This is a genomic window from Devosia sp. BK, assembly GCF_032907385.1.
GTDB lineage: Bacteria > Pseudomonadota > Alphaproteobacteria > Rhizobiales > Devosiaceae > Devosia.
In genome coordinates, this window is the sequence record NZ_JAIMBX010000001.1 from 2,249,019 (window position 1) to 2,271,281 (window position 22,263).

21 protein-coding genes, 1 other RNA gene and 1 pseudogene are annotated in these 22,263 nt (G+C 60.2%); 9 read left to right on the forward strand and 14 right to left on the reverse strand.

The genetic code is table 11. From position 1 onward, the window contains the following. Positions 1–101: 101 nt before the first annotated feature. Entirely contained in the window at positions 102–773 is a 672-nt protein-coding gene (locus DevBK_RS10975) for a response regulator transcription factor (RefSeq protein WP_317185458.1), read from the forward strand. 4 nt (positions 774–777) lie between these two features. Further along, complete coding sequence (locus tag DevBK_RS10980) at positions 778–2,211, forward strand: HAMP domain-containing sensor histidine kinase (protein WP_317185459.1); 1,434 nt, start codon at positions 778–780, stop codon at positions 2,209–2,211. A 160-nt stretch (positions 2,212–2,371) separates the two neighbouring features. Here the strand turns inward: DevBK_RS10980 and recR are convergent, their stop codons facing one another. From recR to DevBK_RS11005, 5 genes and pseudogenes are all read right to left on the reverse strand, one after another. Further along, a complete protein-coding gene (gene recR, locus DevBK_RS10985; RefSeq protein WP_317185460.1) occupies positions 2,372–2,962 on the reverse strand; it encodes a recombination mediator RecR in 591 nt (196 codons plus the stop codon). 112 nt (positions 2,963–3,074) lie between these two features. Then, positions 3,075–3,398, reverse strand: coding sequence for a YbaB/EbfC family nucleoid-associated protein (locus DevBK_RS10990; RefSeq protein ID WP_061907701.1), 324 nt, complete (start codon positions 3,396–3,398; stop codon positions 3,075–3,077). Next, positions 3,395–5,206 (reverse strand): annotated as a pseudogene (locus tag DevBK_RS10995) (DNA polymerase III subunit gamma/tau); the annotation flags it as partial. The pseudogene DevBK_RS10995 and the gene DevBK_RS10990, both read right to left, overlap by 4 nt. A gap of 110 nt (positions 5,207–5,316) precedes the next feature. Further along, positions 5,317–5,412: signal recognition particle sRNA small type (ffs, locus tag DevBK_RS11000), an RNA gene on the reverse strand. Between the two features lie 130 nt (positions 5,413–5,542). Then, positions 5,543–6,391 (reverse strand): DUF817 domain-containing protein, encoded by an 849-nt coding sequence (locus DevBK_RS11005; RefSeq protein ID WP_317185461.1) that lies wholly within the window; start codon positions 6,389–6,391, stop codon positions 5,543–5,545. Positions 6,392–6,510: 119 nt separating this feature from the next. On the opposite strand from DevBK_RS11005, the gene DevBK_RS11010 reads away from it, so the two are divergent. Next, entirely contained in the window at positions 6,511–7,365 is an 855-nt protein-coding gene (locus DevBK_RS11010) for an LOG family protein (protein ID WP_061907699.1), read from the forward strand. Between the two features lie 50 nt (positions 7,366–7,415). Here the strand turns inward: DevBK_RS11010 and DevBK_RS11015 are convergent, their stop codons facing one another. From DevBK_RS11015 to mscL, 3 genes are all read right to left on the reverse strand, one after another. Further along, a complete protein-coding gene (locus DevBK_RS11015) occupies positions 7,416–8,051 on the reverse strand; it encodes a response regulator transcription factor (RefSeq protein ID WP_062629378.1) in 636 nt (211 codons plus the stop codon). A 282-nt stretch (positions 8,052–8,333) separates the two neighbouring features. Continuing rightward, positions 8,334–10,328 (reverse strand): BCCT family transporter, encoded by a 1,995-nt coding sequence (locus DevBK_RS11020; RefSeq protein ID WP_317185462.1) that lies wholly within the window; start codon positions 10,326–10,328, stop codon positions 8,334–8,336. A 162-nt stretch (positions 10,329–10,490) separates the two neighbouring features. After that, positions 10,491–10,934, reverse strand: coding sequence for a large conductance mechanosensitive channel protein MscL (gene mscL, locus DevBK_RS11025; protein ID WP_317185463.1), 444 nt, complete (start codon positions 10,932–10,934; stop codon positions 10,491–10,493). A gap of 163 nt (positions 10,935–11,097) precedes the next feature. On the opposite strand from mscL, the gene DevBK_RS11030 reads away from it, so the two are divergent. Next, positions 11,098–12,720, forward strand: coding sequence for a hybrid sensor histidine kinase/response regulator (locus DevBK_RS11030; protein ID WP_317185464.1), 1,623 nt, complete (start codon positions 11,098–11,100; stop codon positions 12,718–12,720). A gap of 118 nt (positions 12,721–12,838) precedes the next feature. On the opposite strand, the gene DevBK_RS11035 is transcribed toward DevBK_RS11030, so the two are convergent. Together DevBK_RS11035 and DevBK_RS11040 are read right to left on the reverse strand one after the other, a co-directional pair. Continuing rightward, on the reverse strand, positions 12,839–13,228 hold the full coding sequence (locus tag DevBK_RS11035) for a PRC-barrel domain-containing protein (RefSeq protein ID WP_062629375.1): 390 nt from the start codon (positions 13,226–13,228) through the stop codon (positions 12,839–12,841). Between the two features lie 75 nt (positions 13,229–13,303). After that, entirely contained in the window at positions 13,304–14,914 is a 1,611-nt protein-coding gene (locus DevBK_RS11040) for an EAL domain-containing protein (protein WP_317185465.1), read from the reverse strand. 142 nt (positions 14,915–15,056) lie between these two features. On the opposite strand from DevBK_RS11040, the gene DevBK_RS11045 reads away from it, so the two are divergent. Next, positions 15,057–15,314, forward strand: a complete 258-nt coding sequence (locus DevBK_RS11045; RefSeq protein WP_061907692.1) for a hypothetical protein — start codon at positions 15,057–15,059, stop codon at positions 15,312–15,314. Then, on the forward strand, positions 15,314–15,610 hold the full coding sequence (locus DevBK_RS11050) for a hypothetical protein (RefSeq protein WP_061907691.1): 297 nt from the start codon (positions 15,314–15,316) through the stop codon (positions 15,608–15,610). The genes DevBK_RS11045 and DevBK_RS11050 overlap by 1 nt, the downstream gene beginning before the upstream one ends. Positions 15,611–15,675: 65 nt before the next feature. On the opposite strand, the gene DevBK_RS11055 is transcribed toward DevBK_RS11050, so the two are convergent. From DevBK_RS11055 to DevBK_RS11070, 4 genes are all read right to left on the reverse strand, one after another. Next, complete coding sequence (locus DevBK_RS11055) at positions 15,676–16,341, reverse strand: OmpA family protein (RefSeq protein WP_061907690.1); 666 nt, start codon at positions 16,339–16,341, stop codon at positions 15,676–15,678. A 120-nt stretch (positions 16,342–16,461) separates the two neighbouring features. Then, positions 16,462–17,529: a DUF4037 domain-containing protein gene (locus tag DevBK_RS11060; protein ID WP_317185466.1), complete on the reverse strand. Its 1,068-nt coding sequence runs from the start codon at positions 17,527–17,529 to the stop codon at positions 16,462–16,464. Between the two features lie 14 nt (positions 17,530–17,543). Further along, positions 17,544–17,906 carry a hypothetical protein gene (locus DevBK_RS11065; protein WP_317185467.1) on the reverse strand — a complete coding sequence of 121 codons (363 nt, stop codon included), beginning with the start codon at positions 17,904–17,906 and terminating at the stop codon, positions 17,544–17,546. Positions 17,907–17,974: 68 nt separating this feature from the next. Further along, positions 17,975–19,300, reverse strand: a complete 1,326-nt coding sequence (locus DevBK_RS11070) for a hypothetical protein (protein WP_317185468.1) — start codon at positions 19,298–19,300, stop codon at positions 17,975–17,977. A 325-nt stretch (positions 19,301–19,625) separates the two neighbouring features. Here DevBK_RS11070 and hemA point away from each other — a divergent pair, with 325 nt between their 5' ends. The 3 genes from hemA (at position 19,626) to DevBK_RS11085 (ending at position 21,984) form a co-directional block, all read left to right on the forward strand. Further along, positions 19,626–20,906 (forward strand): 5-aminolevulinate synthase, encoded by a 1,281-nt coding sequence (hemA, locus tag DevBK_RS11075; RefSeq protein WP_317185609.1) that lies wholly within the window; start codon positions 19,626–19,628, stop codon positions 20,904–20,906. Between the two features lie 311 nt (positions 20,907–21,217). Next, complete coding sequence (locus DevBK_RS11080) at positions 21,218–21,742, forward strand: GNAT family N-acetyltransferase (RefSeq protein WP_082460914.1); 525 nt, start codon at positions 21,218–21,220, stop codon at positions 21,740–21,742. A gap of 71 nt (positions 21,743–21,813) precedes the next feature. Beyond that, on the forward strand, positions 21,814–21,984 hold the full coding sequence (locus tag DevBK_RS11085) for a hypothetical protein (RefSeq protein WP_317185469.1): 171 nt from the start codon (positions 21,814–21,816) through the stop codon (positions 21,982–21,984). Positions 21,985–22,263 lie beyond the last annotated feature (279 nt).

The window sequence follows — 22,263 nt, forward strand, 5'->3', positions numbered from 1 at the left end:
GGGTCATTCCCGGGGCCGTTTTTCAAACTGGGTCGCGATGCGATCTTTGCGATTTTGCATTTGCCCATTACTGCTTGTTGAGTTGAGCGCGGAGCGTCGGCGTGAAGATTTTATTGATTGAAGACGATCGCGAAGCGGCCAGCTATCTGATCCAGGCTTTGGACGAGGCGGGCCATGTCACCCACCACGCCGCCGATGGCGAAACCGGCTATGCCATGGCGTCGGGCATGGACTACGATGTGCTGATCGTCGATCGCATGCTGCCGCGGCGCGACGGCCTTTCCATCGTCGAAAGCCTCCGCGCCGAGGGCGACCAGACCCCCGTCCTGATCCTTTCCGCCCTCGGCGAAGTGGATGACCGGGTGACGGGTCTGCGCGCCGGTGGCGACGATTATCTCACCAAACCCTATGCCTTTACCGAACTGCTGGCGCGCATCGAAGTTTTGGCGCGACGCTCGAGCCCGGCGGAAGCAGCGACAAGTTATAGCGTTGCAGGCCTCTCGCTCGATCGGCTGAGCCGCAAGGTCGAGCGCGACGGGGAATCCATTCTCCTACAGCCGCGCGAATTTCGCCTGCTCGAGTATCTGATGAAGAATGCCGGCAAGGTCGTAACCCGCACCATGCTGCTTGAAAATGTCTGGGATTATCACTTCGATCCCCAGACCAATGTCATCGACGTCCATATGTCGCGTCTGCGCTCAAAGATCGACAAGGGTCACGACAGCCCCCTCCTCCACACCGTGCGCGGCGCGGGCTATATGATCCGCGAGTAGACCGGTGAGCCGTTTCGCGCAGGTCTGGCGCACCTCGACGGTTCGCCTCACCGCGACCTTCATCGCTATTTTCGTGCTCTTTGCCATTCTGCTGATGGGCTTCATCGGCTGGCAATCGAGCGTCACGATCCAACGCCAGCAGGCCGACGATATCGACCGCGAAGTGCGGCTTTTCCAGCGCATCGAGGCGACGCAGGGCATTCGCGCGCTCGCCTTTGCGCTCAACCGCCTGTCGAGCCAGCCGGGGCCGGGCGTTTATTATCTCGGTGATGCATCGGGCCAATATCTCCTCGGCAATATGACCGAAGTGCCGCCCGATGTGCTGATCGATCCCGGCGTTTATAGCTTTGATTATGACCGGCCCGATCCGCTTGGCCCAGAAGCGGGCCCTCCCGGCGGCCCTGCCGGTGGGCCGCCTGATCCGCCGAAGCGGGCGGGTGTGGCGCTGGTGCGTTCGGTGGAGCTTAATAATGGCATGCGGCTCGTGGTCGGGCGCGATGTCGTCGAGCGGCGCGGCTATTCGGCCATCATTCTCCAGAGTTTTCTGGTCGGCGTGGTCGGCATCATCGTCTTTTCAATTTTTGCCGGCGGGCTGACGGCGCGGCGCGTGCTCAAACGCATCGACACCATTCGCGATACCTCGACCAAGATCATGTCGGGCAATCTTTCCGAACGCGTGCCGATCACCAAGCGCAATGACGAATTCGATGGGCTGGCGCGCAATCTCAATGCCATGCTCGATCGCATCGAACAGCTTTTGCAGGGGCTCAAGGAAGTCACCGACAATGTCGCGCATGACCTCAAGACGCCACTGACCCGCCTTCGCAACCAAGCAGAGGGTGCGCTGCGCGATACGGCGAGCCCGGAAACCAAGGAGAAAGCGCTTGAAACGGTTATTGCCGAAAGCGACAAGCTGATCCAAACCTTCAATGCGCTGCTGATGATCGCGCGTGTCGAAGCCGGCGCGCCCTCGGGCGCTTTGTCCGAGATCGATGTCAGCACCATCGTCGCCGACGTGACCGAGCTTTATACTCCAGTAGCGGAGGATGAAGGCATTACCATCGAGGCCACTATTGCCGAGGGGGTGATGCTGCGCGCTAATCGCGAACTGATCGGCCAAGCCATGGTGAATCTCCTCGAAAACGCCATGAAATATGCCAAGCCCGAAGACGGACGCGATGGCAAGATCACGGTGGATCTCCGGCGCGAGGGGACGCAGGTGGTCCTAGCCGTGGTGGATAATGGGCCGGGAATTCCAGAAGCAGATCGCCTACGGGTGCTGGAACGGTTCGTGCGGCTCGAAAAGAGCCGATCCGAACCCGGCTCCGGGCTAGGATTGGCGCTGGTCAATGCCGTGGCAAGATTGCACGGCGGGACGTTCAGGATCGAGGATAACGGGCCGGGGGTGCGGGCGGTGTTGGAGCTGCCTGAAGCATGACGGCGACGAGCCCTGTCTCGCCTCTCTTCCCTCGGGCTTGACCCGAGGGTCTCTCTGACCACGCCACGTGGCTTGTGGCCCCCCCCAATAGGCCCTCGGATCAAGTCCGAGGGAAGAACGGTGATTGGGGTGACAAAGCGGCACTCAACGGTGGCGTAAGCTAAATCTGCGTCCGCGCCCGCAACGCCTGGCTCAGCGTGCCTTCGTCCAGATAATCGAGCTCGCCACCAATCGGCACGCCGTGCGCAAGTCGGGTGACCTTCGCGCCCTCACCCAGCCGGTCGGTGATATAGTGCGCCGTCGTTTGCCCATCGACCGTTGCATTCATTGCGAGGACAATTTCTGAATAATCGCCCGCCCGTCGCGCCAGACTATCGAGATTGAGATCATCGGGCCCGATGCCGTCGAGCGGGGAGAGCACGCCGCCGAGCACGTGATAGCGTACCTGCCCTGCCCCGGCGCGTTCGAGCGCCCAGAGGTCGGACACGTCTTCGACAACGATCAGAATGCCGCTTTCGCCGCGCCGCGGGTCGGAACAGATCGAGCAGGGACTGACTGTATCGACATTGCCGCAAATCTCGCAGGTGCGGACCGCCGCGACAGCGCGATCGAGCGCCGCCGAAAGGGGCAGCATGAGCTGCTCTTTTTTCTTGATCATATGCAGCACAGCGCGCCTGGCCGAGCGCGGTCCCAGGCCCGGAAGGCGGGCCAGAAGCTGGATCAGTTGCTCGATTTCAGGTCCGCCGGACATTTTTGCGACTTGGCTCAGAGGTTAAACCAGCCACGGCGTCATCCCCGCGAAAGCGGGGATCTCAGAACGGGATTCCCGCTTTCGCGGAAATGACGCTGTGGTTGGGAAAGCTTTAGAACGGAAACTTCATGCCGGGCGGGATCGGCAGGCCGGCGGTTACTTCGCTCATCCGGCGCTGGACTTCGGCTTCGCTCTTGCCCTTGGCGTCGTTAAAGGCAGCGACGATCAGGTCTTCTAGCACTTCAATCTCTGACGGATTGGCCAGAGACGGATCGATCTTGAGACCCTTCAAATCGCCCTTGCCGGAGAGTGCCACGGTGACGAGGCCACCACCGGAGCGGCCTTCAACGACCATGTCGGCAAGTTCGGCCTGCATGGCCTCCATCTTGCCCTTCATTTCGCTGGCGGCCTTCATCATGCCCATGATGTCTTTCATTCGTCGTCCTCTTCGGTGGGTGCGGGGGCGATTTCTGGCAGGGCGGCGTCTTCGTCCCTGACGGTGACGTTAACGAGCTTGGCCCCGGGAAAGGTTTCAAGAATGGCTTTGACAAGTGGATCTTCGTGCGCTGCCGCCGTCGCCTCGACCTTGCGCTGATCGCGCTCCTGCCGGATGGTCATACCTTCGGGCGGCTTGCTTGAGACCATCACGAGCCATCGCTGACCCGTCCAGGTCTGGAGACGCGCCGAAAGCGTTGCGATCATGCCGGGATCGGCATTTTCGGCCAAAGCCACTTCGATGCGGCCCTGCTCGAAAGAGATCGGGCGCATCTGGGATTCGAGCGCGAGTTTTACGAGGACATCGCGCTTGGCGGTCGCGAGGGCGATCAGGTCCTTGTAGGTCGCGACAGTCGCCAGCGCCGGCTGGGGCACGGGCTGCGGCGTGACCACCCGAGGCTCTACCGAAACAACAGCCTGAGGCTGCGCCGTGGTGACCGCCTGTGGGCGCGTGACAGGCTGCGGTTCGGCAACGGCGATAGTCATGGGCGCTTCGACACGCATTGCCGAGGCGCCACCGCCACCGGACGGCAGGCCGCGCGGAGCGGGCGGGCTGAGCGGCGCATTGGAAAGCACCTGGCCGGAAAGCTTGGCGATGACTTCGTCGGGGCTTGGCAAATCCGCCGCGTAGGCGAGCCGGATTAGCGTCATCTCAGCCGCTTGCAGCGCATTGCCGGCGCGACCGGTTTCTTCATTGCCCTTGAGGAGGATCTGCCAGGCGCGGGTCAGCGCGCGCATCGGCAGGCGCTGGGCCAGATCGCGGCCACGGCTCTTTTCGTCGGGTGTCAGCGAAGCATCGTCGGCCGCCGCAGGCACGACTTTTATGCGTGTGACGAGATGGGTGAATTCGGCGAGGTCCGCGAGCAGCGTCTGCGGATCAGCGCCGAGATCATAGAGTTCGCGCAAAGCCGTCAGCGCTTCAGCGACACGGCCACCCATGACGTCTTCGAAGAGATCGATGATGCGTGCGCGATCGCCGAGGCCCAGCATGGTTTTGACAGTTGCCGCCGTCACCGAACCGCCGCCATGGGCAATGGCCTGGTCGAGCAGTGACAAAGAATCGCGAGCCGAGCCTTCGCCGGCGCGGACGATCATGGCGAGCGCGTTGGCTTCGAACCCGATGTTTTCGAGCCCGAGGATCTTTTCTAGATAGGCCGTCATCACATCCGCCGGAATACGGCGAAGATCGAACCGCTGGCAGCGCGACAGGATGGTGATCGGGACTTTGCGGATCTCGGTCGTCGCGAAGATGAATTTGACGTAGGGCGGAGGCTCTTCGAGCGTCTTCAAGAGGCCGTTGAAAGCCGCCGTCGAGAGCATGTGCACTTCGTCGATGACATAGACTTTGTAGGGCGCCGAAGCCGGGCCGTATTTGACCGAGTCGATGATCTCGCGGATATCGCCGATACCGGTATTGGAGGCCGCGTCCATTTCGATGACGTCGACATGCCGGCCCTCGATGATGGCGCGGCAGTGCAGGCCTTCGGTTTCGAGATCGAGCGTCGGGCGGCGGCCGTTTTCATCCTCATAATTGAAGGCACGGGCCAGAATACGCGCCGTCGTGGTTTTACCAACGCCGCGCACCCCGGTCATGATGAAGGCGTGGTGGATGCGGTTTTGCGCAAAGGCATTGCCCAGCGTCTGCACCATGGCGTCCTGCCCGACGAGCGTCGAGAAATCGCGCGGGCGATATTTGCGGGCCAGCACCAGATAGGGCGTGGTCTGAGCGTCAGCCATTTTTGCCCTCCATTGTCGGTGCTCGGTGGAATCTGCGTGAAGTCATGGCGCAACCATAGGGCAATGGCACGCAACCCGCAAAAGCATGGGCACGAAAACATCGGATTCAAACAGGGAATTGAAGTAGGAGGCTGGCATCGACCCGTGAGGATCTCGTTGGGGCTGCTTCCTTCCGGACCTGACCCGGTTGGCGAGGAACACGTCCGCGCCAACCTCCCGATGGGCTATATGCGGATTCTTGGTGCAAGATGCAAGAGGCGTCTACCCAGGTAAGGCCATCCCGAAGTCACCAATCGAGGCAGCAAATTTGTGATGCCGTTTGACTATGTGCGACGGCACAGAGCTTGATCAGTTCAGGAGAACTCCATCTTTGGAATATTGACGTGGCTGGTGAACGAGCGTGACCAACACAACCGAAATCAGCATCAACAGGTACCAGGAGCCAAGCTTTTCCCAACTGACCAGTGACCAGCCGTCGGCTTGGTTTGGATAGATCCAGGCTCTACTCCACGTGCCAATGTTTTCCGCAATCCAGATGAACAGGGCGACGACGAGGAATGCAAGGAGCATGGGCATGCGGTGCCGGAAGCGAAAGACGCGGTAGTGCATGAAGCTGCGCCTGTAGAGAACCACCACCGCGGCAAAGAGCAGCCAGCGGAGATCATAAAAATAGTGGTGGGTGAAGAAGTTGACATAGATGCCAACCGCAACGAGCACTGTCATCCACACCGGCGGATAGCGGGTAAAGGTGATGTCGAAAATGCGCTGGATGCGCGCCATATAGGAGCCGACGCAGGCATACATGAAGCCGGAGAAGAGCGGTACGCCGCCAATGCGGAAGAGGGCATCGTCGGGATAAATCCAGGACCCGACAGAGGTTTTGAACAATTCCATCCCGGTGCCCACGAGATGGAAGATCAGGATGACGCGCGCTTCATCGAGCGTTTCAAGCTTGAATAGGACCATGCCGACCTGAATGGCGATAGCCGCGAGGAACCACAGGTCGTAACGGTTGACCCCGATTTCTGGCCACCACAGGCGGGTGATGATGATCATGCCCAGCATCAGCCCACCGAACAGACACGCCCACGCTTGTTTGAGACCGAAGACGAGGAATTCGACAGCGCCATCGCCGACCTTGCCGCGCGGCAAGCGTGAGAGCAAAACGCGGGCGGCCGCATCGATCCTGGCTTCCACACTCGTGAAGTGAATGGCACGCTCCGCCCTTGCCCCCTGCCCCAGCACTGGATATGCCCTGATCAAATGCGCAGAATTGTGGCGCGCCGGCTTGGGCCGGATCGGAACGGAGAAGCTTCTTGGCCAGACGTCACCCGACACCTTTGCGCACGTCCGAGCAGGATATTGCAGCCGCGAAGAAGGCTCCATCAACGCCGCAGACGGAGAATCCGGCTTATCGGCTCGCCTTTGCCGACGATGAATTCCTGACCTCGGAAGACACGCGTGGCATTCGCTTCCAGCTCGAATACCTCAAGACCGAGCATCGCCTGCGCGAGCGCGGGATTCTCTCGACGGTTGTGCTCTTTGGCGGTGCGCGCATTCCCGAGCCGGGCAAGCCGGCATGGGCGGCGAAGAACGAAACGCAAAAGCGCAATCTCGAAGCGGCTTCGCGCTATTATGAGGAGGCACGGCGTTTCGCGCAGCTGGCGAGCGAAACCTCGGCGCAGTCGGACTACAAGGAATATGTGGTGGTGACCGGCGGCGGCCCGGGCGTCATGGAGGCAGGCAATCGCGGTGCGGCTGATGTCGGCGCGCCCTCGATCGGGCTCAATATCGTTTTGCCGCACGAGCAGGCGCCGAATATTTACGTGACGCCCGATCTCTCCTTCAACTTCCACTACTTTGCGACGCGCAAGATTCATTTCCTGCTGCGCGCCAAGGCAGTGGCCGTATTCCCCGGCGGGTTCGGGACGCTCGATGAGTTCTTTGAAACACTGACGCTGATCCAGACTGGGCGCATGGCGAAAGTGCCACTCTTGCTGTTCGGCAAGGAATTCTGGACCAGGGTGATCAATCTTGAGGCCCTGGCCGAAGCCGGGACAATCGCGCCGACCGATCCTGAGCTCTTCACTATCGTCGATACGGCTGAAGAAGGATGGGATGTGGTTCGTGCATTCTACGAGCTACCTAAGGCCGAAGGGCACAGCCAGTAGGCAAGTCGTCTGCTAGGAATATATCCCGGCAGCAGGCACTTCAGTTTAGTCTAGCTCGTCAACACGATCCGCATGAGATCGGCGGTATTCTTGGCGCCGAGCTTCTCCATGACGCGGGCCCGATGCACCTCGATGGTGCGCGGGGATATGCCGAGATTGCGGCCCGCTTCCTTGTTGGATTGACCATTGGTGATCAATTGCAGCACTTCGCGCTCACGCGGCGTGAGCTGGGAAAAGCCCCGCACCTCCACCGGCCGTCGACCGGCTTGCATGGCACCGAGATGGACGTCCCGGCGCAGGGCATCACGGATGACGGTAAGCAGATGCTCGCTGTCGATGGGTTTGGAAACCACATCAGTGGCGCCCAGCTTCATCGCCGTTACAGCCGCTTCGAGCTGCGGCGCATTGGACAGCATGACGACCGGAATACCGGCGTGGAGCGCCTTGATCCGCCGCAGCAGCGGCAGGCCACTATCCTGCCCGACGGCCAGATTGATCACCGCCACATCGATACGCCGTCGCTCGAGCATGGCAAAGAAATGGGCCGCATCGAGCGAAAACGCCGTCTGAAACCCTTCGAGCCTGAACAGAACGCTCAGGCCCTCGCAGATAACGGGGTCGTCGTCCACGATGTGGATCAACCGGTCCCGGTTTAGAAATGAATGATAATAGGTGTCGTCGTTCATCGTGCCCAAAGCCCCTTTGGCAGGTTCGAATACCTTCCGGGCCGGAGCCGCACTGGCAGGGAGCAAACGTTTCCACCGCCCTCCGTCCCAAGTCACCCCGGTATTTTGCTCTAGGTGGTGATGCCGTTCGATCTGGGATGAATACGTAGGGGCCACTACCTATATATTTAGGTATATTTGCCTATTATTAATCTGTCAATGACGATATTCCTAAATTGGATGTACGGAATCTCTCCTCCGGTGGGCGGCAATCGAAAGCAGCTACCTAGCTCTGGTGGCCGATCACACTCCTGATTCGTGCTCGGGTGCGGCGTGCATGAGTTGCACCTCCGGAGATTGCACCAGCGCGAGATATCGCTCGAACTGAACAAGCACATCTCCGATCAACTGATCGCGATTCATGCCCATGATGTTGTATCCGCGCCCGCCGCTCGAAAAATAGGTTCGGGCCTCGTAGCGCTGTTCGGGCATTTTCGCGCTCATGGGAGACAGTGTGGCCTGCGGGTGCGATACCAAGCTTACGCCGTAGACGAAATCGCGTACGCCTTCTGCCGGAGAGCGCAAGGCGATGGCACCATTGGCTTCTTCCACCACCTGCGTTTCGCGTTCACGGGAGCTCAGTTCGGCTGCAACTTGTTCGAGCGCTGGCCGCACTTGGTTGGCAATGAATTTTTCGACCTGTACTTTGGTTGGAGCATGCATCATCAGCCCCAGGCGCCTCTGCCAGGTCAGCCCCGAGGCAGGTTGTGCCATTGGAACATGTGCATTTCCGCCATGAGCTTCCTGCTGGGCAAGATCGGCCCGCATACCAACATAGAGCGACCAGACAAGAGCAAGCATCACGATGCTGAACGGCAAGGCACTGGCGACCGTCACCGCCTGTAGGGCACTGAGACCGCCGGCCAGCAACAGCGTTGCGGCAACCACGCCTTCGAGAACGCACCAGAAAATGCGCTGTCCTATTGTCGTTTCCGTTTCCCCGCCTGCCGAGATGGCATCGATCACGAGCGAGGCGGAGTCTGCCGAGGTCACAAAGAAAATAGCGACGAGAATGACGGCCAAAGTTGATGTGATCAGCGGGAAAGGCAGATATTGGAAGAACTGAAAAAGCCCAACCGAAATATCGTTTGAGATGGCAGTGCCAAGCTGGCCGGCGGCAACGCCCATGTCTACGGTAATCGCGGTATTTCCAAACACCGTCATCCAGATAAAGGTGAAACCGGCCGGGATGAAAAGCACCGCAGTGACGAATTCACGCACCGTGCGCCCGCGCGAGATGCGGGCTATGAACATGCCCACAAATGGCGACCACGAAATCCACCACGCCCAATAGAACAGCGTCCACGCGTCAATCCACGGCGTAGGACTATAGGCATAGATGTTGAAAGTGCGCAGCACCAAGGTGTCGAGATAAAGGCCAAGATTTTGGACAAAGTCGCGCAGCAAGTCTGAAGTAGGCCCAACTGCCAGCACGAACACCATAAGCAATATCGCGACGACGAGGTTCAGTTCGGAGAGTATGCGGACGCCCTTATCAAGTCCGGTGGTGACCGACAGCGTGGCAGCCGCAGTGACGATAGCAATGACCGGAAGTTGGACTTCAGGTCCGATCGGCCAGCCAAAGAGATAGTTGAATCCGGCGCTAATCTGCGAAGCGCCGGTACCGAGCGAGGTGGCGAGCCCGAACATGGTGCCGACCACGGCAAAGATATCGACGGCGTGGCCGATCGGCCCGTGGATGCGCTCCTTGAGCAGCGGATAGAGGCCGCTGCGAATGGTCAGCGGCAGATTGTAGCGATAGCCGAAATAGGCGAGCGAGAGGCCGACGACCGCATAGATGGCCCAGGCGTGGAGCCCCCAATGAAAGAACGTCACCGTCATCGCTTCGCGGATCGCCGCGGCAGTGCGCGGATCGGCCGTCGGTGGCGCCATATAATGCGTCATCGGCTCGCCGACGGCATAGAACATGAGGCCAATGCCCATGCCCGCTGCAAACAGCATGGCGATCCAGGAGACGAAGCTGAAATCGGGCGTCGCGTCATCCGGCCCGAGCTTCAAGCGCCCGAAGCGTCCGAGGCACATGAGGAGAACAGCGACGAGAAAGATGCCGACGGAGAGCAGGTAAAACCAGCCGAACTGGTTGAGAATGCCGGCCTGAAGCGAACGAAAAATCTCTTCGGCATTGGCGGGGAAGAGTACGCCGACGGCGAGGAAGAGAAAGATGATGATCAACGCGCCGAAGAAAACCGGCGGATTGATGATGAAGGGTTTGAACATCGACGCTCGCAAACCGGCTGCCCATCCCCCAGGGATGTCTGCACCTCAGCCGATATGATCTATGTAAAATCCTGCCCTCTCTCAGAGTTCCAAGACGCAAGCGATTTTGGTGGTGCGGCCCGAACGGAATGCGCCTCCATTCGGGCCAAGCCGGAAGGACGGCTAGAGGCGCGGCGTCGCGCGCAGAGCGTCGCGGATTTCGGTGAGCAGCACTTCTTCCTTGGTCGGCGCAGGCGTCGTTTCGACCGGCTCCTTGGCTGCTTCGCGCTTGAGGCTATTGATGCCCTTGACGACGAGGAAGAGCACGAAGGCGATGATGGTGAACTTCACCACCGCATTGATGAAGAGGCCGACATTGAGCGTCGAAACGCCAGCGGCCTTGGCAGCAGCGACGGACGGCACGGCAACATTGTCGGGATTGGAAAGGACAACGAAGAGATTGGAAAAATCGATGCCGCCGATGATCAAGCCGATCAGCGGCATGAAGATATCGTCGACGATGGATGAGACGATGGCGCCAAAGGCGGCGCCGATGATCACGCCGATGGCGAGATCGATCATATTGCCCTTGACGGCAAAATCCCGGAATTCCTTCAATACGCTCATGGGTTCGACCCTCCCGATCCCTCAAAGAGCCGCTTCTGCATGACGCGGCAGGAGTGCCAGCATTTCCGAGCCTGCGCCGTTTTGCAATGGTCCGTCTGTCGAACTTGCACGCTGTGCTGTGGAGGCCGATAAACAGCCAGCAGTTTCAGCTTTCGGTTCCCCCATGACGCCCTCCTTTGCCGACAGTTCGGCCAGCATCCGGCTTGCCATCGACTATCTGCCGCAAGGCGTCGCGGTGTTTGATCCGGGCCTACGGCTCGTCGTGTCCAATCGGCGCTACAATATGCTGCTTGGCGTGCCCGAGGATCTGGTGCGTGCCGGGACAGCGCTGTTCGACATCGCTCTCTTCCTGGCGGAGCGGGGGGATTTCGGGATCGGCGATGCGGCACGGCTCGCCATCGAGCGCATCAATGTGCTGACGTCAGCACCGATCACCGTGACCCAGCGCATGGGCAATGGCGGTCAGGTGCTGGAATTTCACTCGAGCCGCCTGCCCGATGGCGGTCTCGTCGTCAGTTTCACCGAGGTCACGGCGCGCGTCAAAGCCGAGCGGGAACTTGAGCGGATCAACCAGACGCTCGAGGGTCGTGTCGAGCAGCGCACGGCAGACCTGACCCGGCTCAATAGCGAGCTCGAGGTTGCCCGCGCCAAGGCAGACGCAGCCAATCATGACAAGACGCGCTTTCTCGCGGCCGCCAGCCATGACCTCTTGCAGCCGCTCAATGCCGCGCGGCTTTACACCTCGACACTGATCGAGCGCGCCAAATCCACCGCCTTTGCCGAACTCGCGACGTCGATCGAAGCCTCGCTCACGGCAGTCGAAGAAATCATGTCGGCGCTGCTCGATATTTCGCGCATCGACAGCGGCAATCTCAAACCCGCGCCGACGCCCGTCGCCGTCCAGGAACTGTTGCGCAAGGCCGAGGTGGAATTCGCGCCCCTTGCCCGGGAGCATAATGTGAAGCTGCGGATCGTGCCGACGCGCACAACGGTCATGGCCGATCGCGCGCTTGTTGGCCGTATTGTCCAGAACCTTGTGTCCAATGCCATCAAATATACTCCGGCGGGCGGCAAGGTTTTGGTCGGCCTGCGGCGCCGGAGCAATCGCCTCAGGCTCGACGTCGTCGATACCGGCATCGGCTTCAACCGAGACCAGCATCGCCTGGTCTTTGCCGAATTCTCCCGGCTCGACCGAGCGGCCCGCATGGCGCAGGGGCTGGGCCTTGGCCTTTCCATCGTGCAGCGCCTCGTGACGGCACTCGATCTGACGCTCGAACTCGACAGCCGCGAGGGTCGCGGGTCGCGCTTTTCGCTTTATCTGCCCATCGTGCGCAATGCGCGCCCGGCACAGGGCGAACGGCGCTTGTCTTATGAGGACCAGGTCGGCACGCTCAATTTCAAAGTGCTTTGCGTCGATAATGAAAAGGCCATTCTCGAAGCCATGCAGGGCTTGCTCGAACATTGGGGCTGCGATGTGCGCGTCGCTCTATCGCTCAAGCAGATCGACCGCGAGCGGCTCCTCGAAGGCTGGTATCCTGATCTTGTCCTGATGGACTACCATCTCGATCAAACGTCGGGCCTCGATGCTATCGAATGGCTGCGGCACAATCTCGGCGGGCATCTGCCGGCGGCGCTCGTCACCGCTGATCGCAGCCCGGCCGTCCGGGCTCTCGCCGAGGATCGCGGCATTCTCGTTGTCACGAAACCTGTTAAGCCCGCAGCGCTGCGCGCGACGATCAGTGGGCTTGCCAACCAATCGGGCCGCAGCACGCGACCGACCAAATAAAAAGGCCGGAACCCAGGGGTGCCGGCCGCAATATAAATTCGGTGAAAAATCTTCAACAAAGGGACTAGTCATTAAACGGGCGAGGCGACCGGAAGGTTCCGGCCGCCAGGAGAAAAATTTAGATCCAGTATGGCGTCACGCCATAATAGTCGTAGACGCGACGGCCATTCTCTTCGGTCCAGTACTCGTCGTCTTCACGCTCATAGCGCGGTGCGCCTTCGAGTTGGTCCTTGGTCACATCGACGCGGTAGCCGCCGAGACCTTCATCATAGTTGAGCTTGGACCAGGGCAGCGGATAGTGATCGTTGCCGATGCCGAGGAAGCCGCCAAAGCTGAGAACAGCGTAGGATACCTGGCCCGAGCGCTTCTCGACGAGAATGCGTTCGATCGAGCCGATATGCTCGCCATTGGGGTCATAGACCTTGGTGCCTTCAACCTTGTCCGAGGCGATCAGGTCATGGGTTTCTTTGACATTGGCGTCTGCGGTGCGAACGTCATCATAGGCCATTTTGGTCCTCCTTGGTTCGGATGAGACCGGAAAACGCGACCTATCGCGTGGAGTTGCAGACAAAAGGATTTGTGATCACGCGACAAGCCGGGTGGTTTTGTCGCAAAAGCGTTCTTCTTCGGCAAGGAAATGGGCAAAGGCCGGCGGATTGAGCGGGCGCGAGATATAGTAGCCCTGAGCGATATCGACTTTGCCGGTATTTTTGAGGCGAGCGAGACAAACTGCACTTTCAACGCCCTCGACAACGACCTTGCGCCCAGCCGCCTGGACGAGATCGATCGCGTGATCGAGCATATTGGCCATGACCGACCCTTCCGGCGCCATGGCAAAGCTGCGGTCGAGCTTGACGCCATCGACCGAAAGCCCGGCAAGGGTATGCATGGACGAATAGCCCGAGCCAAAATCATCGATGTAAATGCGGGCGCCATAGCGGCGCAATTGCTCGATTTCGGCCTGTGCCGTGCTCAGATCGATGGCGCCGGTTTCGACGATCTCGATGACGAGATCGAAGGCGGAATCGGGCATCAGAAATGGCGCAAAGATTTCGAGCAGCAGCGCAGCGTTGAGATCTTGCGGGAAGATATTGAAATTGACCTGCAGGCGCTGGCCAGGCGCCATGATCGCCAAGAGATCGGCATAGGCGTGAGCGACGATGTTGGCTGTGAATGGCATGGTCAGCCGGTGTTTTTCGACCAGTGGAATGAACCGGTCGGGAAAGACCATAGCGCCATCGACATCGCGCCAGCGCGCGAGCACTTCGCAGCCGACGATCCGATCATCATCGAGACCATAAAGCGGCTGATAGGCGCATTCGAGCCCCTGCCCTGCCTTGAGCTGGCGGAGAAAGCGCTGCTCGAAGGACCAGCGGTGCGCAAGCAACTGACAGGCCCTGCCGGAAAGCCAGGTCGCCAGAATAGCGCTGACCAAGGCGCCGAGTGCCAGCATGGGGGCACCGCGCGCAATGACATATGCCGGCGCCGCTCGCGCGGCGATGCAGTTGAGCCCGCCAAGATCGCACTGCACGTCCGTCAGCCCCGCCTCGATCAGCGCGAAGGGCCCGGTCCTCTCAGCCACCGCTTGAGCATAAAGCCCGTCAGTCCCGCCGATTGGCCAATAGCGGCCGTCGGTTGCGTGGATCACCACTTGCATATCGAGCGCATCGGTCGAAACCCGCGCCGGCTTGCTCATGGGGAGGACGAGCCCGAAATTGCCATCTACGGCAAAAATGCCGCGCATGCCTGGAAGGCCGAGCAGTCCGAGGTCGCGATCGATCCAGAGGGTCGGCATATCATTGGTTGCCGGAATGTCGGCCATTTCGACCATTTGTGGCGTCTCAAGGCGCCCATTATTGGCCGAACAAAGGATCCGGCCATTCTCAAAATAGAAGAGTTCGTTGATGCCATCGGGCAGGAAGGCGACGCGGCGGAGCTGAGAAATATAGGCATCCGAGCAGATATCGGCCGTCAGTTCCTCGTTCATCACCCCAAGCGTCTGGGTCGAGGCCGAACGCGCGCGGGTTACGCTTTCCATGGCGCGGGCCACTTCGTTTCCCATGCCCTGGCGCAGATCGCGGAAGACGAGAAGCATGGTCATGGCAAAGAGCAGCACGAAGCTCAGCACCCACAGCGCGGTTCTCACCCTGCGCTGCTGCTCCGCCGAAATCAGAAAGCTTACGAAGCTGCTCATTCTTGCGCCCCTGCCCGATCAAAGCATGCCCAAGAGAGTCTCAAAGCCCAGTTAATCCGGGCCGGCACTTTGACTGCATGGAACTGTCCGCCACGCCAAAACATTTCCTTGGCAACACTCAAATTGTTTGCGGAGGAAGGACATGGTTCTCGGTAGTCTCATCGCCCAGATGACTGGACGCGATAACCTGACCCCCATGCAGATTGCCCAGCACAGCCTCTTCACCGCGCGTGAAAAGCTAGACCTGCTCAATCAGCTCAAGGCCGACGCGACGAGCGCCGCGGCCGAAGGCAAGGAATTCGGCTTTACCGCCGGCGAAGTAGATGAAGCCATCACCCATGTGCGCGAGGGCGTGCAGGACGGCGTTGGCACCGAAACCGTGCTCAAGGGAGATTTCTGATGGCCAGCCAGGACGTTCCGCCGGTTGCAAGCAGCGCCAATGTCGATTTTCTCGTCGATGAAAAGGGATCGCGCATCGATGTGCCCCCCGATTCAGCCATTCATGCCACTGGCGATGCGGAAGCTGCCATCGGCGGCACTAGCCCAACCAACTGGTGGCTTTATGGCCTGATCGGCCTAGGTATCGTCATCGCATTGGTTCTCGCCATGCAGATGTTTTCGGGCGCACCGGGCACCGATGTGCAGCCGGGCACGCCGACCGCCGAGCCCGTCGCCGAACAGGTTACGACGCAATAAGCACTCCGTAACCACAAACAAAAACGCGGCCCACCGGGCCGCGTTTTCTTTTTGAGTAGAACCGATCAGCCGCGGATCGGCGAAATCTGGATTTCGACGCGGCGGTTCTGCGCCTTGCCTGCCTCGGTTGCGTTCGAAGCGATCGGGCTCGAAGCGCCCTTGCCCTCGATATAAAAGCGGCGCTGGTCGATGCCCTGGCTCGACAGGATCGTCGCCACCGAAACGGCGCGGCGCTGGCTGAGCTCGTTATTGTGCTGCGCACTGCCGGTCGAGTCGGTGTGGCCGTAAACGTCGACGATGGTCTTGTCGAACTTCTTGAGCACGAGCGCCACGGAAACCAGGGTCTGGTTGAACTGTGGCTGCACCGTCGACTGGTCGGTCGCGAAGGTGATGTTGGACGGCATGTTGAGGATGACCTGATCGCCGACGCGGGTTACGGAAACGCCGGTACCCTGAAGCTGGGCGCGAAGCTCGGCTTCCTGCTGATCCATATAGGAGCCGATAGCCGCGCCGCTGAGGCCACCGACACCAGCGCCGATCAGCGCGCCAACGCGCGGATCACCGCCGACTGCCGCGCCGACGATGGCGCCCGCAATGGCGCCGCCGCCGGCACCGATCAGGCCGCCGCCTGCCGTGTTCGAAAGCTGGGACTGGCCGGTATAGGGATTGGTGGTGGTGCAAGCGCTGAGCGCCAGGGTGGCTGCAAGCGCGACGAGAACCTTGGACTTCATCTTTTCCCCCGAAGGAATCTAAATCTGGCCTTGATTGGCTGTGGAATACGGCAGGAGCGTGATGGGGCGAAGATGCTGAACATTGGATGAACGCCGACCAAGTTTGGCCGCTAGACGACGTCAGCCCAGCAACTGCCGCGTCACCTGTTGCGACCGCGCCGCATCAACGAGGAGCGGGGTCAGGTCGCTGGCTTGGTCGATCGCGCCCATGATCGGCAGCGATCGCAGCGCTGGATCCTTGATCGCCGCCATCCCCGCTTCCACCGCGTCGTCGGCATTGATGGTGACGAAGGGGCGGTCAAAATATGGGCCGATGACAGGCGGAAAAGGTGCGATGCCTCGCTCGTTCTGCACATTGGCGAGCGTGAGATAGGCTCGGGCTAGAGCTTCGCCGCGTTCTTTCCACCCTGCCGCCTTCAGAGCCGCGTCGAGGTCCGGCGTCAGCGCCGCTGCGATCGGCAAGCGAGAAAATCCCGTGCCGAACCATTTGGCATAAGGCGCATAGCGCCGCTCAAGGAGAAAACCCAGCGCCATGACATCTCGGACCAACCGGCCGGCGACGAGGCGCGAGCCCAGATCATCGCCCGCTTGCCCCGCGCGCCCGACAAAGGCCTGCTCCTCGGCAATCCGCAGCCACTGGCAAGCGATGCGATAGTACCAGACATCGTCGGGGAAATAGGCCAGCGCCTGGCGCGCCGCCGTCAGCCGGCCATCGCCATCATGAAAAACTGCGCCAGCCGTAAAGGCCAGCAGCTTTTGTTCGGGAAAGCCGAGCCAGTCTAATGGCGTCAGGTTTTCGAGCGAACGAAGGCCGAAATGAGCATCGAGCCGCCCCTCAAGTGTATGAAATCCAAGCCCGTGCTCGATTGCCCCAGCAGCATCAGGACCATTGGCCGCCGGATGCGGCCGCGCCCGCCAGCCGATCGGCTCGCCGGCAAATGTCTCGGGCACTACATCGGCAAATGCAGCGAGCAGCGGCTGGGCTTGAACGCGAAAATCCGCTTCCGAGAGATGAATGTGCACCCTCGGACCCCAATTGTGGTCCTTCGATTGCTCATCATCAAAGCTCAGCAATTCCGAGCCATAGCCGATCAGTGCGGCCGCATAAGACAGACCCGGCGCCGCCGTTGCCAGAAAGGGCGCGACGATCTCTTCGTAAAACGCCCGAGAAAGCGCGATGCCTTGCATTGTCTCCGCTCTCTCTAGTGTTCCGACCAGCCGACAGCCACGGCATAGCTGATCAGCGCGAGTGGAAGGCCGCCGAGGATCGGCGTGAGATAAATGAACTCAAATCCGTAAGTGTCGTCGAGAATGCTACGCCACGTCCAGAAGACGGCCTGTTCAATGGCGAAAATTAAAACGCTTAGCCCGACGACCCAGAGCCATTCGTCGAACCGGTCGGATGCTGCGACGAAAAGTGTAACGACGGCGGCCGGCAGCAAGGCCGGGCCAAGCATTGGCACCAACACTTCCGGCCTGAAGATGAAGGCCGGACCCGGAAACCAAAACCAAAGTGCGAAATGAACGAAGACGCCAATGGCGACCGCGACAAGAAAGATGCGCAATGTCAGCGCTACCCTTCCTAGGTTCGCTCTCCAATCCCCCAAATGCTCTTCCCTTCTAAACCAAGCCCTCAGCGCAACCGCTCGACGCTTGGCGCCATCTGATGCGGCGTCACGTCCCGCCGCTCCACATGATCGAGCAGCGCAAGGATCTTCTCCACATTTGCGAGGTGGCGCTGTTCCATCGAGAAGTTGAGCGTCACATAGTCCCGGCCGGGGCAGAAGGTGCAGATATTGACCGCCGCATGCCAGGCGCCGCAATAGAGCGGCTCGATCATGCCGTGGGTCATGGGGCCATAGGTGCGGTGCGGCGGCACCAGGGTCAGCACGATGTGCATGCCGCCGTTAAAGCGCCAGAAGCGCTTGTTGGGCAGCGCCGGAATGAACCGATTGAGCGTGCGCATGGCCTTGAACATAGCCATGATCATCACCTGGAACGAGGTGATATCCTTCTGCTCGATGCCGGCGACGGTGTTGTCAACGGCCCGAACATAGTCGACGAAATCGTCCATGACCTGGAACTTGGCTTCGAGCGCGCGGACGCGGAAGAAGTCGTCGTCGGTATTGTTCCGCTTGGTGTCGAGCATGGTATAGGCCGCGCCGATCACCTTCTTGCTCATCAGCTTTTCAGCGCCCTCGCCATTGAGCGCATGGGTGACGAGCGCGAACATCAGCGAGCGCTGGCGCACGCCGAGCTTATTGGCGAGAAGCCGCAGCCGGTGCCGCTCGATGGCGAGGGTTTTGAAACCCCAGGGCTGTTCCTTGGGCGCGAGGATATTGGCGAGGACCAGATAGATGAAGGCGGTCATGCCACCGCGCAGCGCGCTTTTGAGCCGGGTCCCAAAGGGCAGCTTGTTGGTCTTGTCCGATTGCACCCCGTGCCCGGCGGCAGACGAGCGGGTCAGGAGCGCTGAATCCGAGCCTTCGAGCAGGGCGTGGCTCGATCGCACCTGCAATACCGCCGCGCGGCCTTGCGCATCCGGCCCATCACGGCGCACAGCCGCCATGACACGGAACAGTGGCAGGTCGTCCCGCTCGAAAATGTCGGTCGATTTGCTGAGCCATTTGTTGGGAAAGCCGTCGAAATCGTCGACGATTTCAAGCGAGGTGATAGCATCGAGCAGATGCTTTGGGAAAGGTTGGCCGGGCTCGGCGCCGACAAAGCCGTGGGTCAGTTGCGGTGCCAGCGCCACCATTTCGGCGACCATATTGGCAAGGCCGTCCTTGTCGTAAGTCTCGGTCGAAAAGGCGGTGAAAAACACCGTGTCGCGGCCCTCGTACAGGAACCACTGAAAGTCGGTGAATAGGGCCTGCGGATCGCGTCTGACTGCGGCATGGGCCAGTGTCAGCGCATCGGCATGCTGGCCGGCAAAGCTTGACGACGAGAAGCTTTTCACGATGTCCCCTCCGTGCCGTTCCCCCTTGGCACAGAGGGGATTTAAGCGCAGTCCGGACGTTCCTGCAACGGGGTGGCTGGAGCACCATAAAAGGAGTGATCGCATCGCGAAAAAGCGCTCTGGCCAAACTGCGTCAACGGGGCAATTCACCAGTTGGCAGATCACCCTCAAAACTTTAGAATGGTTCTCGAATAGCGGACATGTGTCTTTAGTCCGCGCGTCGAATTGACCTATGTCAAATAAGGCTTGGCGCTTTTAGTGAAGGTGCGACGGAGCCAGAATGGCATTCCTGCCGACCCCACCGGCAGGCGTAAAGGAACGACCCATGGACTATCGCGGTATTTTCGAGGATGCAGTGGACACGCTGCGGGCGGAAAAGCGCTATCGCGTTTTTGCCGATCTCGAGCGCATCGCCGGTCGCTTCCCCAAGGCGCTCTATCGCGACGATGCCGACAATGCGCGCGAAATCACCATCTGGTGCTCCAACGATTATCTCGGCATGGGCCAGCACGATAAAGTCGTGAAGGCGATGCAGGAAACGGCGGGCAAGCTCGGCGTCGGCGCCGGCGGCACGCGCAATATTTCGGGCACCAATCGCCCGCTGGTCGAGCTTGAGCGGTCGCTCGCGGACCTTCACCGCAAGGAAGCGGCCCTCGTCTTCACCTCGGGCTTCGTCTCAAATGAAGCAGCGCTCTCGACCATTGCGCGGCTTCTCCCCGATTGCGTAATCTTTTCCGATCAGCTCAACCACGCCTCGATGATCCAGGGCGTGCGCCAGTCCGGTATGGAAAAGAAGATTTTCCGGCACAATGATGTCGCCCATCTTCGCGAACTGCTCGCCCAAGTTGATCGCAAGCGGCCAAAGCTGATCGCCTTTGAATCCGTCTATTCGATGGATGGGGATATCGCCCCGATCAAGGACATCTGTGATCTCGCCGAGGAATTCGGAGCGCTGACCTATATCGACGAAGTCCATGCCGTGGGCATGTATGGCCCGCGCGGCGGCGGCATTGCCGAGCGCGACGGGTTGATGGAGCGTATCGACGTCATCGAAGGCACATTGGCCAAGGGTTTTGGCGTGATGGGTGGCTATATCGCTGCCAACAAGGCCATTATCGACGCCGTGCGCTCTTATGCGCCCGAATTCATCTTTACCACTGCCCTGCCCCCCGCGCTCTGCGCCGCCGCGCGCGCCTCGATCGAGCATCTCAAAGGCAATGGCCAGGAGCGTATGATGCACCAGCGTCAGGCGCGGTTGACCAAGGCGATCCTTGCCGATGCCGGCCTGCCGGTCATGGAAACTTCGACCCATATCGTGCCGCTGATCGTGGGCGATGCGCGGGCTGTGAAAGCTGCGAGCGACATGCTGCTCGACAAGCACAATATCTATATCCAGCCGATAAACTACCCGACGGTCCCCAAGGGCACGGAGCGCCTGCGCATCACGCCAACCCCGCTCCACACCGATGAGATGATCTTCGAGTTGCGCCATGCGCTCGTGAGCGTCTGGACCAGCCTCGAACTGCCGCGCGAAAAGGCCGATGCCGCGATCACGGCCAGCAAGCTGACCTCGGGCGATTTGACCCTGCCCAGCCTTGGCGGCTAATAGCCTCCACGTCTCTCCGGTTTGCAGCAATCCCCGCGAAAGCGGGGATTTTCTTTTGGGCGGCCCTTCTCGAATCCCGCATTTCCAGAACGACCCGAACTCTGGTCAAGCCCTCAAAACTGCAAAAACATCAACTGAAACAAATATTTGTCAACATGCATCCGGTTTTGAACTTCGGCGTTTCACTTCCGAGTTCAAGTCGAACTGAGGCGTGTGCAGGCGCGAAAAGGCGGGGTTCGTTACCCCGTCATTCGACTCATGCATAGAGGCGCCAACCGTTCGGCAAGTCGTTAGTTTTCGGAATTTGCTTTATGCCTCCTCAGTTCGTCGCCTTCAGAACGGCCACCCCGGAAGACGCACCGGCTATTCGCTCGCTCGTTCGGGCCGCCTATGCCAAGTGGACACCCGTTATCGGCCGCGAACCGCGTCCAATGCTCGCCGACTATAGCGAAGCCATCCATGATTTCCGTTTCGATCTGCTGACCGTGGACGGCCAGCTTGCCGGCCTCCTCCAGACCTGCCCCTGCGCCGATCATCTCTGGATCGAAAACCTTGCCGTTCATCCGCACCACCAGCGTCGCGGCCATGGCCAGTCGCTGATGATCCTTGCTGAACAGCTCGCGCGCCACGCCGAGCTCGATACCATTCGCCTGCTGACCAATGCCGCCTTTACGAGCAATGTCGCGCTCTATCAGAAGCTCGGCTACGAGGTGGAGCAGACCGAAGCCTTCATGGGCGGCACGACGGTCTATCTCAACAAGCGCCTCGCGCCAGCCGGTTCTTTCCCCATTCGCCCAGCGCATAGCTGGACTGAGGTTAGCCGCACTACCGCTTGAGGCCATCAAGGCTCATTTAGGTGTCATGGAAGCGGCCCGGGATGATCCAGGGTCCATTACAGGAGACCACCATGAGCACCCCGCGCAAGAACAAGTTCTTTGCGACCCTCGACACCTTCGTCACCGTTTTCGGCAGTGCCGTCGCGGTTTCGGCTGCCGTCGAAGGAGGCCGGGCGCCCAAGGCCAAGCACCTGCGGACCCTTGGTATCAATCCGACCGACTTCCCATCCAACGGCCGCTAAGCCGCGCGGGGCGCTGACCTCCTCCCTGGCAATTTACTTCGGTAAATCGCCAAGGGCCCTGCTGCGCAAGCAGCCGTAATAGAAAGCCCGGACGCCAGTCTCCCTCCCTGGCGTCCGGGCTTTTGTTTTTTTGCGGGTGTTTGGGGCAATTCACCCATGCGTTAGGTGCATGGCTGGGAAGAGATTGCAGAAGCTTCAGCAGCCCACCGCTGTCATCCAGGCCTTGAGCCGGGATCCAGCTTGAGATCTTAGGATAGGCCCCGGGTCGAGCCCGGTGTG